The following is a 17,865-nucleotide window of genomic DNA, read 5'->3' as shown; positions in this document are numbered from 1 at the left end:
AGGGACAGCAACACGAATTCACACAACTCACCGAGGGGTGAATCTCAGCCGGAATCAGAGCAGGGCTTCACGTTCCCTCCCCCTGCGTACCTCAGCGCGCACCGGCAGTGACCGACAGCTTTCCCAGCAGAGGGCTGGGATCGCCGTGCCAGACGATGGTGAGCGCGTCCCTGGCCCGTGTCGCTGCGACGAAGAGCAGTGACCGGGCCCGCTTGCACTCCGCCTGGTACCGGGCTGGGTCGGTGCGGCGCAGCGCCTCCACCGAGGCCCTGGGCACGAGACCCCGTTGCACGCCCGCGATGACCATCCGCTGGTATTCCAGCCCCTTGAACCGGTACATCGTGCCGATGTGCACACCCTCGTCGCCCCGCGGACCGTCGGCCGTGATTTCGGTCGACACGATGCCGTTCTTCGCCAGGCGATTCGCCACCTGGGTGACCATGTCGTTCGTCGGGACGCACACCGCGATGTCCTCACGACGGATGTCGTGCCAGGCCTTGATCTGTTCGGTGATCGCGTCCAGTTCGTCCTCGAAGGAGCCGGTTCGGCGCACCACCGGCTCGCTCCCGTACAGCACCGAGCGGTAACCGGCCAGGGTCTCCTCGTCGCCGTCGAGATCGTCGTACTGTTCGTCGCCGAGCACCACGAGGGCCGACTTGAGGATTTCGCGGGTGGTCCGATAGCTCAGCGTGAGCTTGGCGGAGCGGCCGCGGATGTGGACGCCGAGGCTGCCCAGGGTGACGCGGTTGTCATAGATGCGCTGGTGGGTGTCGCCGACCAGGAAAATGTCGTCAGGGCCGGCGGCGACCATGGCCCGCAGCATCTTCCAGTGGGCGGCGGCCAGGTCCTGTGCCTCGTCGACGACGATGTGCCGGTACCGGTACCGCCGCCAGGCGCCTGTTGCGGACTCGGCATGCACGTTGCCGAGTCCTCCACGTTCCTCCTTGGTCCGCACCGCTGCCTCGATCCGCGCCGTACGTTCGATCTCCAGGCGAGCGGCCCGTTCGGCGACCTGGCGGTGGGTCTCCAGGTTCTTCTCGTCGAGGCGCTGGGTGAACCGTTCCGTCAGCTGCCAGATCTCGGCACGGTCCGCGCGGGTGATGCTCCTGCCCCGTCCGGCCCGGCGTGCTTGGAAGTATCCGGCCCGGGAGTTGACCGCCTGGCCGAGGATGACCTGCGTCCACTCGTCCATGAGGAAGTCGGCGTCCCACTTTGTCTCGCCGGTTTCGAGTAGTGTCTGCCGCCACTCGTTCAGGGCGCGTGTGTCGTCGATCCGGCTCTTGACGCTGCCCGGGTCCGCCTCCCGGACCACGCGGGACGCCAGCTGGTCGACGTGCGCGATCTCCACCCGGGCCAGGGTCTCGGGACCACCGAGCGCCAGCAGCCGCGCGCGCAGGTCCGCGGCCAGGTTCTTGTTGAAGGTGGTCAGCAGGACCGGCTTGCTGTTGCCGGGGCCGAGCCGGTCCACGAGATGCTTCACCCGGTGCAGGGCGACGATCGTCTTGCCGGTGCCCGGGCCTCCGCCGACGCGGGCGGGGCCGGAGTACCGGCGGGCCACGAGCCGTTTCTGGGTGGGGTGCAGGAAGACCTTCCAGCGCCCGAAGTCGCCCCCCTCGATGATGCTTTCGAGGTCCTTGTCGGTCGTGATGACCGTGGTGTCGGTGCGTTCGGCTGCTGCCTGGTAGTCATCCGGGTCGACATCCTTGACCTCCACAGGACGGGTGACCTCTTCGAGGACCTGCTCGTACGGGGCGTCTCGCAGCCGCAGAAGTACCTCGCCGGTGTGCCGGGGCGCGTACTCGACGAGGCCGAGCAACTCCTCGTCGGCGGTGAGTCGTCCGACGACCGGGATGAGTGGTTCTGCCACGCCGAGCTTGGCCAGCTGGTCGGGTGTCACATCCGCGAACAGCGGCCGCTCCGGCGTCGGTGAAGGCGTGGCCGGCGCCGGCGGGGACACGGCCGGTGTCGCGGGCGGCCGCCCCTTGCGCAGCATGCCGGATTCCACGATCTCCAGGTCGACGTAGTCGATGCTGCCGGTGACCTGGTTGATGCCGTACGAGAGACGGTCCAGGTTCTCGTAGACACTGCCCCGGTGCTTGACCGCGACCAGCAGCCACTCGGCTTCGCTCAGCTGGAGCAGCAGGGCTCGATAGTCGGCGTTCACGCGGGCGGAGTGCAGACGGTCGTGGCCTTCGAGCGGCTTCAGCCGCAGACTCGGGTGCCGGGGGTTGGCCCGGAAGTCGTGCTGGAACTTGTAGACGGCGCCGACGATCGCGCGGTCCAGCTTGACGATCTCCCGGTCGGTCTTCTCCAGCAGGCGCAGCGTGACCTTGGTCGGTGCGGCGGAAGTGTGGGCGGTCATCGTTCGTCTGCTCCCCTGCGGTCCGTGCCGTTGATACGTCGTGCGAGGTCGGTGGGATTCCACCGGGCGGCGGTTCGGGCGTCCCAGCCGGCGTCCGCGAAGGCCCGATCGCGGTCGGCGGCCTCGTAGTCGGGTCCGTCGTCCTCCTGGGCGGCGAGGACCACGGCCGCCCTCACGGCGGGCCAGGCCAGTTCTGCCTGCCAACCCGCATCGCCCAGTTCGTAACCCGCCTGGCCGGCGGGCACGCCCGCCTCGGCCAGGCGGCGAGCGAGGTCGAGGAGGCCCGGTTCCTCGTCGTCGAGGAGGGAGAGCACCTCGTCCCAGGCCTGATCCCCGGCCACCTGATGCCGACCGCCGCCCTGCCCGCCGACACCGGCCGCGACCGAGAGCTGAGCGGCGTCGAAGAGGGGCAGCTCGCTCGTAGCCAGCTGCCGCGCGTCTCCCTCACCCTCACTGAGGAATTGGAGGAGGTTGCCCCAGTACAGCCAGGCCTGCCAGCGACGCTGGTGGGCTGTCGGGTCCTTGGTGAGGGCGTCACGGCTGTCGTCCAGGACGGCGAGCGCGGTCCAGGCCGCGTCGACAGGGCCAGGGGACATGTCGACCGCGAGGACCAGCGTGCAGCCATTCGCGTCGGCCACGCGCACCACCTGGAGAGGCCCCTGGCCGGTCGTGATCGCCACGTCCTCACCCAGCAGGTGACCGTTGATCACGTCAGCGGCTTCCTGAAGCGGCACCGCCGTCCGCACTGCCTCCGGCAGTGCGATCAATCCGGAGAGCGCGGCCTGCGTGCGCAGCCGCCAGCGCCCCGGGTCGGGGTCGGCGAGGAACTTCAGCAGCGTGACGACCGGGTTCTGCCAGACGGTGTCGCGCAGTTCGCGGGGGTCGCCGCCGTACTGTCCTTCGAGGACCTGTCCTGCTGTCCGCATGGCATTGTTCTGGTACGGCTCCCAGGCGGGTCGGTCGGTCACCGCCCCGTCGCCGTCCCAGCGGGCCAGGTCGGTCCAGGTCAGCTGGAAGACGAGCCAGCCCTCGGCGCGGAGCCGGGCCCGGCGCGCGGCGTCCTCGGCGATACGGTTGTGGTCCGCCGAGGCGTGGTACTGGAAACCGTCCAGGTAGAGCGCGACGCGCAGGGGTTCGGCGTCCAGCCGGCGGATCACGAAGTCCGGCCGGGTCCAGCCCAGATCCTCCTGGGGCTTGATCTGCCAGTGGACGACCGTGCGCCCGTCCGGTGCAGTGAGCCTGAGGTCCGTGGCGATGGTGCCGGACGGGTCCTGAGCGTGCCGGACGCTCGCCTGGGTGTCCTTGCGGCGGGCCCAGGCGACGACGCCTTCCAGGAAACGGGCTTCGAGTTCGCTCTCCACCTGGCGTCCCAGGGGGATTTCGTGGGTGGCGGCGACGGGGGCGATCTGCCAGCCCTCGACCGTTTCTCCCAGGACCTCACGCAGCATTCCCAGGGCCGAAGCCCGGCTGACGTGGGCGTATTCCGTACCCGAGACGTGTCGCAGCAGACAGCGGTGGCAGGCCGCCTTGCCCTCCTCCTTGCAGGGGCAGGTGTCGATGCGGTGGCGCGCCGCCACGAGGACGTCCCGGAAGGTGTCCGGGTCGGCCAAGCGGTGCAGGTAGCCGGTTCCGCCGGGGAGGCTGTCGTACACCACGAGGAAGCGTCGCCGGATCTCTCCGCCGCCCGACTGGTCGGGCATAGAGGCGACCACGGCCTCGAGGTGGTCGGGGTTGCCGCCGTAGGTTTCCGCGATGCCCGCCCGCAGCAGCGCCTTGAAGGAGGAGAGCCGCTCCTCGACGTGCGTGGTGGCGGCGGGCAGGAGGATGCGCAGGGCCTCGGTGTGCAGTTCGTGGGCGAGCAGCAGGGAGACGTCGGCGTCCGGTCGGCCGCGGCCCCGGAAGCGCGGGCACCAGGGCCGGTGGTGGGACCGGTCGGGGCGGCGCGCGAGGGACGGGCTGAGGGCGTCCGGAGACTGGTCGGGGGCGGGTCGTCCCTTCGCCGTGGCCCCGCCGCACTGGGTGCACACGTAGAAGGGGTTGAGCCGAACGTCCTCGCCCGCGAAGGAGTCGGTGGCGGGGACGTCGAAGCGGGCCTGTCCGAGATTGAACGCCCGGACCGCGGCCCGCCGACTGAAGTCCCAGCCGAAGGTGGCCTCTTGGTGCCGCCACGCCGACTCGATGTCCTCGGTGGGGATGTCCACGGCGGTGACGACCGTGTAGCTGAGCCTCTCCCGGTCGTCCGACTCGTCGCGGACCCGGGCGTCGTCCCGCCGGTCGCGGGACGTGACGCGGGTGGGCTGGAGCACCCGGTGCAGACAGCCGCGGTCGCCGATGGCGGCGCCGTGGCAGCGCGGGCAGGGGGCGGTGTCGTCCTCGGCCCGGTGCGTACGGACATAGCCGCAACTGGGGCAGACCCGCCAGACCAGCCATTTCGGGCGCTCGACGCTGCCGATGTCCAGACCGGAGATCCGGTGCTTGTATCCCTTGAAGTAGAAGAGGTTGCCCGGCGCGTAGTCCGTCAGCGCCAGCCGGGCCGCCCGCTCATGGCTGACGACCTTGCTGCGGTAGGCGGTGGTTCCGTCCTCGGCGTCCTCGCTCCAGGTGAGGGTGGCCTCCAGTTCCGTGCCGCCGTCCACCAGGCTGTAGTTGGGCAGCAGCCCGAGGTCGACCAAGGTGCCGTGAGCACTTTGGCTGCCGATGTCGGCGAACCGGCGTGCCACGGCGGCTCGTTCGGCTCTCAGTTCGCGGTCCTGCCGGGCGTGCTCGGGATCGCCGGCGATGAGCTGGGCGCGGGCTTCGTCGATCGCGGCGAGGCGACCGCGCAGGTCGGTCAGGCGCTCTTCCCAGGTTGCGGCCGCTCGGTCGACGGCCGGTCGCAGTCCCTCGGTGGCGAAGGAGCGCAAGGCGTCCGCGGTCTCCTCGTCCACGGCTGACACGTCGTCCTTGTCCGCGAAGAGGTCCAGGAACTCCTCCACGAGGTGCGCGCCACGGGCCAGCGCCGCGTCGGTGAAGTCGTGCAGCCAGCCGGTGTCGCCGAACAGTGCGGAGGCCAGTCGGGGCAGTGGAAGGACTTCGGGGGCGCCGTCCTCGTCGGGTCCGCGCAGCAGGCCGCGGGCCGCGACGTCCAGGAGGCGGGCCACGTACTGGCGTCGCAGGATCTCGGCGGCCGACAGGTAGCACCCCGGCGGGTGGATGTCACCCGCGATCATCTGCCGCGGTTCCTGAAGGTAGTAGAGGTCTCGCGGGCCGCGGTCGACGAGCGTGAGGAGGTAGGCGTTGCCACTGGACCGTCCTGCGCGGCCGACCCGCTGCACGTAGTTCGCCGGCCCCTTGGGGAGGGAGGCGAGCACGACGGCCGACAACGCGCCGATGTCGATGCCGAGTTCCAGGGTGGGGGTGCAGGACAGCACGTTGGGGTCGGTGTAGCGGGTGCCGCGCCGGAAGGCGGCCTCGACGGTCTCCCGTTCCTTCCGGGTGAGGGCACCGGTGTGCTCGGCGGTCACCACGGTGTAAGCGCCGGTCTCTCGGTACAGCCGCCGGTAGTAGTCCTTTGTGTAGTCGCGTAGGCGCACCGCCGAGCCGCTGCCGGGCTCGGCGCCGTCCGATCCAGCGGTCAGGCTGCCGGGGCACTGGTAGCGCGGGCAGGGCTGGCGGTGCCAGCGGTCCAGGCGGTCGGGGTGAACCGTCTGCTGCCAGGCACACACGGAGCAGCGTGCGTAGGCGTCGCCCACGATGTCGTCGGCGAGCCCACGGACGCGTATGTGCCCGGGCTGGAGGCCGTAGACACGGGTCGCGCCGTCCCTGGCGGTGCGGACGCACAGGATGCCCGCTTCGGCGAGGCGGGGCAACAGCGCCCTGACGAACTCCGCTGCCGCGTCGCGAGGCAGGCCCAGACAGCGCGTGGTCCAGTCCTGGTACCAGTTCTGTGCCGAACCGAGGCTGTCGAACTGGGTCCTGTCCTTGGCCCGGTCGAGGAGGAAGGCGGGCGCCGAGATACCGGGCGGAAACGCGGGCATGCCCGCCGGCCGACCGCCCCACACCAGCCAGCGGCGTACTCCGGCCTCGTCGAGCCAGGGGTCGAGCCAGCGGTGGCGTACGGCGCCACGGATACGGAGCCGTTCCAGAATGCCGCGGACATAGCCCTGGTACCGCTCTTCGTCGGGCACACCTCCGTCCGGGAGGACCACCAGGGCCGGAGTCCGCTGCAACAGGTCCCGGACCACATCGGTGGCCACTGCGGGGTCGGGGAGGTCGGCCTCGGCCGCGGCGGTGCGGGTCAGTTCGAGGGTGCGGCCTTGGCGGGATCGCAGTCCGAACTCGAGTACGGCTGCGAAGTAGAGGCGCTCGCCGATCAGCTGCCAGGTGGCGCGGCTGCCCTTGCTGCCACCGGACAGCAGCAGGTTCACGCCGTGGATGTCATGCAGGTCGGGTGGCGCGACGGCGGCGAGGACATCGCGGTCGACGACCTCGGCCAGACAGTCCGCCACGATGTCGTTGAGCGGTCGTTCGGTTTCCTCGTCCAGTTGGGCGGCCAGCAGGGCGCGGAGGGAGAAGTCGTAGGCCCGGCTGGCGACGAAGCCCGCACGGTGGGCGGCGTCCTGCACGGAGTCGTTGAACAGCAGCGTGCGCCGTTCCGGGCCGGGGGCCAGCTCGCCTCCGGTGAACAGCTGCGTGACGGAGGCCGCGGCCAGGGGGGCGAGGCCGCGGCCGAGGAAGCGGATCGCGTTGCCGGTGGCGCAGTTGGGGCAGCGGTCGTCCGCAGCGGCCTGGTCGTTCATCAGGTCGACGTGGACGAACGCGGCGTCCCTGAGCCCCTTGGCCGCGCGGACACCGTGGCGGTCGGGCCGTTCGAAGTCCCTGGCGGGGTCGATGGGCCGGATGCGGCCCTGTTCCCCGTCGAGGACGAGGACGGATCCGCGCCGTCCCGTGTCCTCCGTAGGGTCGAAGGCGGCCCGGTGAGCCTCGGCGACCGTGGCGGAGATCAGGGCGCGCACCAGGCGCTTGTCCCGGCTGAGAGAAGCCTGCCGGATCTTCGCCGGGTTCATCTCCAGCTCGGCCCGGTCGTGTTCGCGGGACAGAGCGGCCCAGCCCGACCGACCGCACTGCCGGCAGTGCACGGCGGGCAGGAAGATGTTGGCGGGGGGTACGGCGGAGTCGAGCGCCACGGTTCCCCCTGGCTCGTCGGCCGCCGGGGTGTCGTCCGCACCGGCAGAGGCCGTCCGCTCGTCCCGGGGCCGGTCCTCGTCCCAGCGGAATTCCGGCCTGGGGCCGATACCCCGCAGCACCCGCGAGACCGACCGTACCCACTGGTGGACCTCGACCGTCAGCAGCGGACGCGGCCGCTCCGGCGTACTGTCCGGTGCCTGCGCGACGGAGAGGAGGGCGATGAACCGGGACAGGGCCTGCGCGGCCTCCTCGGGCTGCTGCTGGACGGCCATGCCCCAGTGGTAGGCGTAGCGCGGCAGCGCGTCCATGATCTCGGTACGGGTCTTCGGCCGCCCGTCGAGGATTTCGAGGACGGCCGACGTGAGCCGGTGGGTGCGCAGGATCTCGCCCAGTTCGACCGGGGTCGGCGGGCGGTCACGGTGCTCACCGGGCCGACGGGTGAAGGCGTCGACGAGGCGGTCCATGGCGTCGGGGTCGCGCAGCGGATCGCCGTGGGTGATGACGTCCTGCGGGGCGGGGAAGGGCAGAGTGAAGTCCGACTTGCCGGCGAACTGCTGGACGCTCAAGCGGTCCTCGCCGATCACCGCGTCCGGACCGAACGACGTGCCGAAGACCTGGGCCGCCACGTCGAGGATGGTGCCCCCGCCCTCCGCGGCCGGGAGATGGAGCGCCCCGGTGGCCGAGGGAGCACTCTTTCCGAGCGTCGCCGAGGTGGCGACCGGGCAGACGTCGCCGAGCGGGCGGCCGGGCTGTGCCTTGCCGGTGGCCGCGCCGAGACGTCGCATCAGCATGGCCACGTCCGTGCCCTGGGCGCCGTCGTAGGTGTGGAACTCGTCGACGACGACGTAGGAGAGGGCTCCGTCCTGCCAGAGTGGGATGTCCTCGGCGCGCTGGAGCAGCAGGTCCAGCATCTTGTAGTTGGTGATGAGGATGTCGGGCCGTCCGCCGCGGATGCGCGCCCGGTCCGTCTCGACTCGCGCATAGCCGGTGGCGGGCTCGTCGCCGATGTAGAGGGCTGCGGACACCTGGGCCAGACGCGGATCCTCGAGCTGGTCGTTGAGGCGCTGGGCCTGGTCGGTGGCGAGCGCATTCATGGGGTACAGCAGGATCGCCTTGACGCCGTCCTGGCCGGCCGCACGCGCACGTCGGCAGTGGTCGAGCACGGGTACCAGGAAGGACTCGGTCTTGCCCGATCCGGTGCCGGTAGTGATCAGCGTGGGCCGGGCGGACCCACGCAGGGTGGACAGCCGCTGCCACGCCTGCGCCTGGTGCCGGTAGGGTTCGAAGCCGTCGGGCACCCACTCTAGTGCCGACTTCCAGCTCTTCCCCGCCGGTTTGAAGGGGGTACGGATCCGCAGGTACGGGCCGCGGAAGATGCCGTCCTCCTCGTCCCGAAGGAAGTCCTCCAAGGCACGCCGTTCGCCCTCGTCCGCGAGGGCGAAGGTGGTGGTCAGGTACTGGGTGAGGCTGTCCCCGACCTGTTCGGCGGCGAGTGTGGGGCGCACCCGGGCGGCTCCTTGTCTTCGCGGGTCTGTGGCTGCTGTGAAGTCTCTTGTACGACGTCTCTCATACGGCACGGGCCAACAGGTCCGCCCGGATGCCGGCGATCGGCGGCGGTTCCCGCTCCCCCTCGTATCCGAGGTGAACCTCTTCCCGCGCCCGGGTGAGGAGCACGTAGTACGTCATCTTCAGGGCGGCGGCTCCCGGGTCGCCGCCGTCGGTGTGGGCGTCCGGCACGAAGACGCTGTCGAACTCCAGCCCTTTGGCGCTGGCCCGGCTGATGACGCGGATCCCGGGCCGCCGCAGGTCGAGCGTGCGGTGGCGGCCCTCGGCGGCGGCGCCGACGTACACCTGGGAGCGCAGACGGGGTGCGGTGCGCTCCAGCTGCTCGTGCAGGGCGAGCTGCTGGCGTGTCGTGCGCAGGACCACGCCGATGGTGCGCTGCGGATGCCGTTCGGCGTGGGCGACGAGCTGGGACACCAGGGCGCGCTGGTCGGAGTACCGCCACAGCCGGGGCACGGGCCCTGCGCGGGAAGGCAGGGAGGGCGCCGCGGCCCCGGTGTGGAAGCGGGCGGCCAGGGCCGCGATGGGCCGCGTCGTGCGGTGCTGGTGGATGAGCTGGTGACGTGCGCAGTCGCCGCCCAGAGCCGTGCTGATCTCGTCGAGGGTGGACTGGGTGTCGGTGATGCGCTGGCATTCGTCGGCGAAGACGGTGACGGGCACACCGAGCAGGCGGCACAGTCGGTAGAAGGAGCGGGGCAGATCCTGGCCTTCGTCCACCACCACGGCGCCCGGCGCGGTCGGCTCCTCCACTGCGGCGAGGGCGAACAGTGCACGCCAGTCGAACCAGTCCTCGGCGGCCTGCGGAGCGGGTTCGCCGGTGCGGGCCCGGTGCCATGCCTGGATCCACGCGTGCACGGTGGAGATCTCGACGTCGCCGTGGACCTGCAGGGTCTGACGCAGCAGGTTGGACCGGGTGAGCAGCTGGACACGTACGCCGGTGAGGGCGAGCAGGTCCGCACGCTGGGCGGCGAGCACGCTCTTGCCGGAGCCGGGCGGCCCGGTGACAAGGTGATTGCCCTCGAAGGGCAGGTCCCGCAGCAGGTCCTGCTGCTCCTCGCTGAGCTCCAGGTAGGTCAGGCTCACCGGACGTCGTCCTCGATCTCCCGTGCCGCGAGTTCCCGGGCCGTCGTGATGACGTCCTCGAAGTATCCGGGGACGTCCGCCCCGCCGACGAGCAGGACGCGGTCGAGGAGTGCGTTGCCGGTCTCGCAGCTGGTCTCAGGCAGGAGACAGCAGGCGTGGCAGGCCGCGCGGTTGAGGTTGGCGTATCCCTGTCCGGTGTGCTCCGCGCACAGCGGGTCGGCCGAGCACCAGGCGGCGGTCTCGGTCAGGCGCAGCAGGGTCTCGGCCAGCCTGGGCGGCTCGCCCTGCCTGACGAGGCCGCCGAGGGTGCCTTCGGCGTCCCCGGCCGCGGTGTAGACGAGAACGCCGGCCTGGGAGGAGCCGCCCGACCGGGCGTACACGCGCTCGCGCAGGGACGCGGTGGAATAGCCCGACTCGAAGGAGAGCTGTCGTACCAGCAGGTGGGCGAGGGTGTGCAGCAGGACGAACCGGGGCATCAGATCGGGCCCGGTGAGGGCTTCCAGCCGGTCCTTCTGGAAGGCCCGGTCGAGGTCGTCCCGCAGTCCGCGCACCCGTTCGCGTACGGCGCCGTCCCGCTCCCACTGCGCCAGCCGGCGTTCGTCCAGGGCCAGGAAGACTCCCTCGCCGAAGACTTCGACGGCGGGCAGCCAGCGGGCCCGCCGCCCGGTGTCCACGGGCACGAACTTCGCGGTGGGAGTAACGCGGCTGAAGCCCTGGATGGCGCGGACCTCGCGCAGCCGGTCCGCCACGACCACGCGCGCGACCTTCTCCCGCAGGTTCGCCCAGGGTGCCTCGAGCTCGTCGTCCAACCCGAGTCCGACCTCCCGGATGACGAAGTCCCGGGTGGGCTCGGGGGCGGGAGCGGTGAAGGCGGCCCATTCGTCGCTGCTGAGGTCCGGATACACCACCTGCTGGGAGCGGTCTCGGGGGCCGTCGACCGGAGTACCCGTCTCCTCCGCCAGCAGCGCGTCGAGCAGGGCGTCACCGGCCCCGGTGTCCTCAGCGATCATCGACCGGATGAGCGGGGCCCGGGGGCCGTCGGGCGCCTTGCACAGGGCGAGCCACATGTCGTGGAGGCGTACACGTTCGGCGAGTTCGCCGCCCGTCGCGGACTCGCCGCTCTCAGGAATGTCGAGGGCGGAGTGGACGACGGGGTAGTACAGGTTTCCGGCGGTGCGCTGGACGATCTGGATCGGCCCCGGGCAGTCCTTGATCGCTTCGCTCCGCCGCTGCCACGGGTTGCGCCCGGTGCAGCGCAGCCGCTTGGCGCCGAGGACGTCGAGCAGGTCCCGGGACGCGTCACGACACCCCTGTGCCGTGCAGGCGACGGAGAGGGCTTCCAGGCCTGTGGCCCGTTCCTCGAATCGGAACCGCAGGTGGTCACGGTCGGGGCAGGCCTCCCGCTGTTCCGGGGTGAGTTCCGAGTGCGCCCAGTACCACCAGTCGACGTCGCCGAGGTGACCGGACGGGCAGATCTGGACGAACCGCATGGGGGTGAGCTGCCGTTGAGGCGAACAGGTGCGGCAGCGCGGCGGCATCCCAGGCCGTTCGTCCGCCACACGCCAGTGGGTCATGCGGCGGCACGCCGGACAGAACAGCCAGGCGGGGAAGCGGATGTACGGCGGCCCGGCGGCGTCCGGGATGTCCCAGGCGTCGTGCGGGGCGGGCGGCGCCGCGCGGAAGCCACTGACGCCGAGGCGGGCGGCCAGCCGGGGTGAGGAGACGGGCTGGTGGGCTCGGGGCCAGTCACCGATGCCCGCGGCGACGAAGGACTCGCCCTGGACGTCGAGGACGGCACCGGTGCCGAAGGGCACCACGGTCTGCGCCTGGCGCACCCTGCGGCGGCTCATGCGTCGGCTCCCTTCACCACGACCTGGCATTCCCGGTCGACGTTGCGCATGGAGTGCGGGGTCTCCCACAGGCCCCCGCCGCGGTCGAAGTCGCGCAGCAGGTTGTGCTGGCCCTTGCCCTGGGTGCGGTAGTGCAGGCGCTTGCCGTCGTTCTGCGCCTCCCGTGCCGCCTCCAGCCACTCCTGAAACAGGCGGAAGAGGTCGTCGCGGACCCCGGGTGCCGCCTCCGGGTCACTGCGCGTGACCCATTCCACGAGCCGTTCCGCCTGCGTACTGACGTCGGCGACCCGGTCCAGGACGTCACCGGCGGCGTCCTCGGCGCCCAGCCCGAGGCCGTGCCGGACGAGCACAACCAGGGCCGCGTGCAGCGCGCGCCTGCGCGAGGGCACGGACCAGGGGGTGACGGTCGTCGGTTCCACGTGCCGGTACAGGGCGGAGTGGTAGGTGCCGAACGTCTCGTAGTGCGAACGGTCGCGGGGCTTGGTGGCGTTGAGGAACGTGACGACGAGTCCGGGCACGCCGTGCCGTCCCACCCGGCTGGTGGCCTGGATATACTCGGCGGTGGCCTTGGGCTGGCCGAGCATCAGCATCAGGGCGAGACGCTTCACGTCCACGCCCACGGACAGCATGTTGGTGCAGGGCAGCAGGGAGATGGCGGCCGGGTGGTCCCAGGGCTTCTCCAACCGGTCGAGGACAAGCGGCTGTTCGCTGCGGTCCAGGCTGCTGGTGAGTTCCTGCACCTGCCCCTCGGTGAGCAGGCGCCGCTCGTCGACCGGGCCGATGCCCGCGAGCTGCGCCGGGATGTCGTCGGCCGCGGCGGTGACGGTGCGGCCCAGCTCCCGGAGGCTGTGGTGGTACGCGACGAGGGTCCAGTAGTCGTCCCGGTGTTCCTCGGGGAGTTGCAAAGGCCCCTGGAGCAGGGTCGCGGCGGCGGCGACGGTGGCACGACCGGCGGTGTGTCCCTGCGCCATGACACCGACGTACATCCGGCCGGGACGGTCGGTGTCGGGCTCGGCGAAGTAGGACGAGCGGGCGTCGAGGCCGGCGGGCGGGAAGAGCTGCACGGGCCGGCCGTACAGCCTGCGGACCTGCTCGCCCGAGCGACGGATGGTCGCCGTCGAGGCGACGATCTTCGGCCCCTGCTCGGCGGGCGAGCACAGTTGCAGGATGGCCGCCTCGTACAGGCCGACGGTGGTGCCGAGCGGGCCGGTGAGCAGGTGCAGCTCGTCCTGGATGACGAGGTCGGGCGGCAGGTGACCGCCGCCGCCGAAGAGGCGGCCCGCGTCGCGTTCCCAGGCGAGGCGGGCGAACTTGTCGACCGTGCCGAGGAGGAACGTCGGCGGACGGTCGTAGAGATGGTCGTCGACGACCGCGACCGGCAGTTCGTCGTGGAAGGCGCAGTCGTCACGGGGACAGAAGAACCGGAAGGACGAGGCACGGGCGTCGATCCCGTAGTCGGAGCGGTCCGGGGACTTGCGCTCGGGCACGATCCGGGTGCCGCACCAGGGGCAGCGGTCCAGGATGAAGCGGTCGTCCGGGGTCGCGGCGGCGCGCACCTCGTCGAAGGCCTCCACGGCCGCCTGGTACGAGTTCGGAGTCGTCGCCTCGCCGACCCAGAGCCCGATGGAGAACGGCTCGCGCCCGAGCGCCGCCGTATCCGCACTCCTGAGACGTTCCAGGGCGCACACGGTGGTCGCCGCCCGCTGGAACTGCTGCGTGGTCAGCAGTGACAGGGTGTACCGGCTCAGTACGGCGGTCCCGCCGCCGGAGGTGCCCCGCAGCCGGAGCCGGCGCAGGACCATGACGAACGCGGCGAGCAGGAGATACGCCTCCGTCTTGCCGCCGCCGGTCGGGAACCAGATCAGGTCGACCGTCTCACGGTCGGGATGCGACGGGTCGGCCGCGCCTTCCAGTGCCATGAGGAAGAAGGCGAGCTGGAAAGGCCGCCAGGCCGCGTTCGGATCAGGATCCGGGTCCAGCTGAACGGCCGCTCCACGGGCGTGCCGCTCCCCTGCCTGGTCGGGTTCGCTGTGCCGCATCTGGAGCGCCATGGCGGCGTTCGCGGTACGGAACGCCCGCCGCAAGTCCTCGTTCTCCCTGGCGCACAGGGCCTGTACGCCCGACTCCATGCGCTCTACGGCGGTTTCGATCCGTTCGAGGATCCGCCGGGCGGCGGCCCGCGCCCAGGCGGGTACTTCAGCGGCGCGCTGCTTGTCGCACCATGTGCGGTATCCCCCGACGAACTCCCTGAGCTCCGCGTGGAGTTGCGCAACAGGCAGTGCGTCGTCGGCAAGTCGCTTCAGCAGGAGCACGGGTTCCCTCGGTCCCGCCGCCCGGACGGCGGGCACCTCGGTCTGCGGCATCACCTCGGCGTGGACACGCGTCACCCGACCGTCGTCGGCGTGTTCCTCCCGCGCGGCGCAGCCGTGGCCGACGGCGTAGGTCCTGACATGCCGGTACTGGAGGCGGAGTTCCTGCTCCTCCTCGTCGCGGCTGGCGAGCCGGACGCCTGGGTACGGCAGGACCTCCCCGTCGATCGCCTCGACCCCGAGTCCCACCTGGAACAGCATGCTGTCCCACTGCCGCTCGCGTTCGGCGCGACTGAGGGACTGGCGGGGAGCGCGGGCCGTGTTGACGAGGGCGACGGTGACCAGTCTGCCGTGCCCGAAGCTCCGCCACGTCACGCGGATCTCACCGCGCCCTTCGAACACGAGGGCATGCGGCTCGCCAGGCTTGAAGGAGTGCGGCTCGGCAGGCAGCGGGATGCGCTGCCAGCGCCGCCCGCGCTCGCCCCGCTCGGTCAGGTAGCGCGCCCCCTCGACGGTGACGCGGAGTTCGGTGGCCGTGGTGAACAGGGACAGTCCGAGGGACGAGGGCAGCCACGAGTTCGCCTCGGGCACGGGGTCGTCCCGGTGGGCGGTGTCCTCCCGCCGCTCCTCCGCTCCCGGTGCGTCGAGCATCTCGGCGGAGAGCGTCAACTGCCGGTGCAGATCGGCGTCCTGGGGGTAGAGGGTGCCCATCAGGTACTGCCGGTCGGGCGGGGAGGTCACCGTCTCGTGCTCGCCCCGAGCGGGCCCGACGAGCTGCCTGCGTACGAATGCGACGAGTTCGTCTCTGGGCCCCATGGCCCCCGTGCCCCCCATGCCACCCCCTGGCGACCGAACGTACCGGCCCGCAAGATCGTATCCGGCATATGCAGGATCGCGCCCACCGTAACAGGGAAAAGCTCACTTCCAGCCACAGGAGATGAACACAGCGTCTCCTCATCCGGAGTCGATTGTCAGTGCCCTGTGTCACAGTCCTTCCATGACGGCGGACGCACCGGGCACCCGGGGGAACAGGGTGCGTGAACTGCGCGGCGCCATGGGGGCGTTGCTGGCCGAACTGCACGGCTGCGCGCGCGGCGGCAGGGTGACGGCGGACGACTTCAGGGCGGCGACGGCTTCGCTGAGGCTGGATGCCGAGGGTCTGAAGAGGCTGGAAGTGGCACTGGCTCAGCAGGGGTTGGTCGTGGAGCGGGCTGCCGCTCCCTCCCGGGAGAAGGCGCGGATCGGCCGGGTGCTGGGGCTCGCCCGCAAGTATGTCGCAGCCGGTGTGGTCCCCGCCCCCGCGTTCACCGGGCTGGTCTCGCTGTGCGGGCTGGACGCGGCCGAGCGAGAGCTGCTCAAGGCGGCTCTGCGGGGCGAGGGGGTCGTGATCGGCGGCGTACCGAGCCCCAGGCCGGCTGGGCCTGCGGAGGCCTCGGGAGCCCCGACCGACGCGCCCGGACATTCCGAGGAGGACGGACCGGACGAGGGGCCGGGGGCGGAAGAGCTCGGCGGAGCGGGCGAGGTCCTCACGGACCTGGAGGCGGCGATGGCCGCCGCGCGGGCCCGCATGAACGAGGACCGGTTCCGGAAGACGGCGTGGCAGACACTGCTCACCGCCGAGCAGGAAGTCGGACTGAGCATCCTCCTCAAGGGCGGACCCGAGCATCTCGACCACAAGCCGGAGGAGGCGGAGCTGGCGGCCTTGCCCACCACCGATATCCGCCGCCGGGCCTACGAGACGCTGGTCATGCACAACGTCCGGCTCGTGCACAAACTGGCCCTGCGGCTGGGCGGGCAGGGCCTCGACCACGAGGATCTGGTGCAGCACGGCGTGACCGGGGTGATGCACGCGGCTTGCCTGTTCGATCCGGCCAAGGGCTTCAAGTTCTCGACGTACGCGACCTGGTGGGCCCGGCAGGCGCTGGAGCGGGCGCTGGGCAACGAGAGCCGGCTGATCCGCATCCCGGTGCACATGCACGAGAAGGTGCGCAAGGTGGCGGTGGTCGAAGCGCGGCTGGCCGCCGAGGGGAAGTCCCTCTCCGCCGGCGCGGTGGCCGTGGCGGCGAACCTCACCGTGGCCGAGGTCGACGCGGTGCGCCGGATCAGCCGGCCCACAGACTCCCTGGATCGCGAGATCGGCGACGGAACACATCTGGGCGAGCTCATCGCGACGCTCCACCTGGCGCCCACGCCGGAGGAGGTGCTGCATCCCAAGCACTCCCGGCAGCGTGTGGAGGAGTTGCTGAATCGCGCCCGGCTCACCGAGCGTGAGGCCGATGTGATGCGGCGGCGCAGTGGTCTGGTGGGCGGCGAACGTCAGACGCTGGAGGAGATAGGCGAGGAGTACGGCGTCTCACGCGAGCGCATCCGGCAGCTGGAGACGCGTGCGCGGGACCGGCTGAAGGAGGTGCTGGCGGGAGGGGTGCCGGAGCCGCGTGGGAGACGGAAGCGGAAACCGAAGCCGCCGGTGCAGGAGAAGAGGCCCCCCACACCGATACCCGCCCCCCGAACCGTAGAGCCGACATCGGTGCCCAAAGCCAAAAAGCCGCTGGTGCCGGAAGGGCAGGAGACGCTGTTCTGAGGCGGATCACAGGTCTGGTCGGATCTTGCCACCGATGTGCGCGATGCGGACCTTGCCGTTCTCCCCGACCGGCCGGAAGTGGATGCGGCCGGCCCCCGGAGTGAAGCGGGCGTGCAGATGGAACGTCCGCATCTTCCCGTCCAGGTCCTCGAACCGGCACACCCGCTTGCGGGTCTCGCCCTCGGGAGTCACCTTGCTCTGCCATTCCGGCTCATGCGTCGCGGCCGGATCCCAGGCGGCAGCCGAGGCGTCGAGCCGCTCCAGGCAGCGCCTCACGGGCACGACCCAGCGGAGGTCCAGGTCATCGAGCTGGGCCTCGGTGCGGGGCAGGAACTGGAGGTGGGGGTACAAGTCGGCCCTGCGTTCCCAGATCTGACGGCCGGTGGCGGCTCTGGCCAGGCTTGACTCACGGATCCAGGCGAGGTGGTCGGCGACGTGCGGCGGTCCGGAGATGTGCCGGACGTCGACGGTCTCGTGCTCGAACTCCAATGACTCGTTGTCGAGTTCGACGAGTTCACTGCGTTCCACGCTGACTGCGGACGTCTGCCACTCATGCGCCACCGGGAGGCTGACCGCGATGCCGTCCATGAAATGCGCGGCCCCCAGGCCCAGGACCTCCTCACCCCCATAGCGGTATTCGAGGTGGCCGTCGGCATCCGGGGTCGGGAAGACACTGCGGACGGGGGACCTGCTTCGCAGAGCCAGGAGACGCTGCCAGCGAACATGGTTCTTCGGACTGCTGCCGATCCACTTGCCGATCGGGTACCCCTCGGCGATTTCCAGTGACTTGATTTCAGCTTCGCTGACTAACGACGTATCAGCCGGGTCGTCCTTGGCGACCGCGCGCACGGCGTCGACGAAATCAGCCATGGCCCGCTCGGCGCGGGCCGGGTCGCAGGCCGTTTTCCAGGACTTTTCGTTCAGGAACAGCAGTGGCACTTCTCCCCCTTG

General features: G+C 71.0%; 7 protein-coding genes. 1 reads left to right on the top strand and 6 read right to left on the bottom strand.

Annotated features, from left to right (window positions below):
• Positions 1 to 91: 91 nt before the first annotated feature.
• From ACFYXA_RS00690 to ACFYXA_RS00670, 5 genes are all read right to left on the bottom strand, one after another.
• Positions 92 to 2,362, bottom strand: a complete 2,271-nt coding sequence (locus tag ACFYXA_RS00690) for a UvrD-helicase domain-containing protein (RefSeq protein ID WP_389027110.1) — start codon at positions 2,360 to 2,362, stop codon at positions 92 to 94.
• A complete protein-coding gene (locus ACFYXA_RS00685; protein WP_389027108.1) occupies positions 2,359 to 9,033 on the bottom strand; it encodes a DEAD/DEAH box helicase in 6,675 nt (2,224 codons plus the stop codon). Before ACFYXA_RS00685 ends, ACFYXA_RS00690 begins: the two co-directional genes overlap by 4 nt.
• A 61-nt stretch (positions 9,034 to 9,094) precedes the next feature.
• On the bottom strand, positions 9,095 to 10,174 hold the full coding sequence (locus ACFYXA_RS00680) for an AAA family ATPase (protein WP_389027106.1): 1,080 nt from the start codon (positions 10,172 to 10,174) through the stop codon (positions 9,095 to 9,097).
• Positions 10,171 to 12,024: a DrmB family protein gene (gene drmB / locus ACFYXA_RS00675; protein ID WP_389027104.1), complete on the bottom strand. Its 1,854-nt coding sequence runs from the start codon at positions 12,022 to 12,024 to the stop codon at positions 10,171 to 10,173. The genes ACFYXA_RS00680 and drmB overlap by 4 nt, the downstream gene beginning before the upstream one ends.
• Entirely contained in the window at positions 12,021 to 15,149 is a 3,129-nt protein-coding gene (locus ACFYXA_RS00670; RefSeq protein WP_389027102.1) for a helicase-related protein, read from the bottom strand. The genes drmB and ACFYXA_RS00670 overlap by 4 nt, the downstream gene beginning before the upstream one ends.
• Before the next feature lie 181 nt (positions 15,150 to 15,330).
• Here ACFYXA_RS00670 and ACFYXA_RS00665 point away from each other — a divergent pair, with 181 nt between their 5' ends.
• Entirely contained in the window at positions 15,331 to 16,914 is a 1,584-nt protein-coding gene (locus ACFYXA_RS00665; RefSeq protein WP_389027100.1) for an RNA polymerase sigma factor RpoD/SigA, read from the top strand.
• Between the two features lie 6 nt (positions 16,915 to 16,920).
• Here ACFYXA_RS00665 and ACFYXA_RS00660 read toward each other — a convergent pair whose 3' ends face one another.
• Complete coding sequence (locus ACFYXA_RS00660; protein WP_389027098.1) at positions 16,921 to 17,853, bottom strand: hypothetical protein; 933 nt, start codon at positions 17,851 to 17,853, stop codon at positions 16,921 to 16,923.
• Positions 17,854 to 17,865 lie beyond the last annotated feature (12 nt).

Source organism: Streptomyces sp. NPDC002566, from assembly GCF_042889585.1.
Classification (GTDB): Bacteria; Actinomycetota; Actinomycetes; order Streptomycetales; family Streptomycetaceae; genus Streptomyces.
Note: the sequence above shows the minus strand (reverse complement) of the source record. Positions and strands in the feature narration are given on the sequence as shown.

Coding starts and splice junctions, on each gene's coding strand:
- ACFYXA_RS00670 (WP_389027102.1), bottom strand. CDS start 15,149: ATGGGGCCCAGAGACGAACTCGTCGCATTCGTACGCAGGCAGCTCGTC.
- ACFYXA_RS00665 (WP_389027100.1), top strand. CDS start 15,331: ATGACGGCGGACGCACCGGGCACCCGGGGGAACAGGGTGCGTGAACTG.
- ACFYXA_RS00690 (WP_389027110.1), bottom strand. CDS start 2,362: ATGACCGCCCACACTTCCGCCGCACCGACCAAGGTCACGCTGCGCCTG.
- drmB (WP_389027104.1), bottom strand. CDS start 12,024: ATGAGCCGCCGCAGGGTGCGCCAGGCGCAGACCGTGGTGCCCTTCGGC.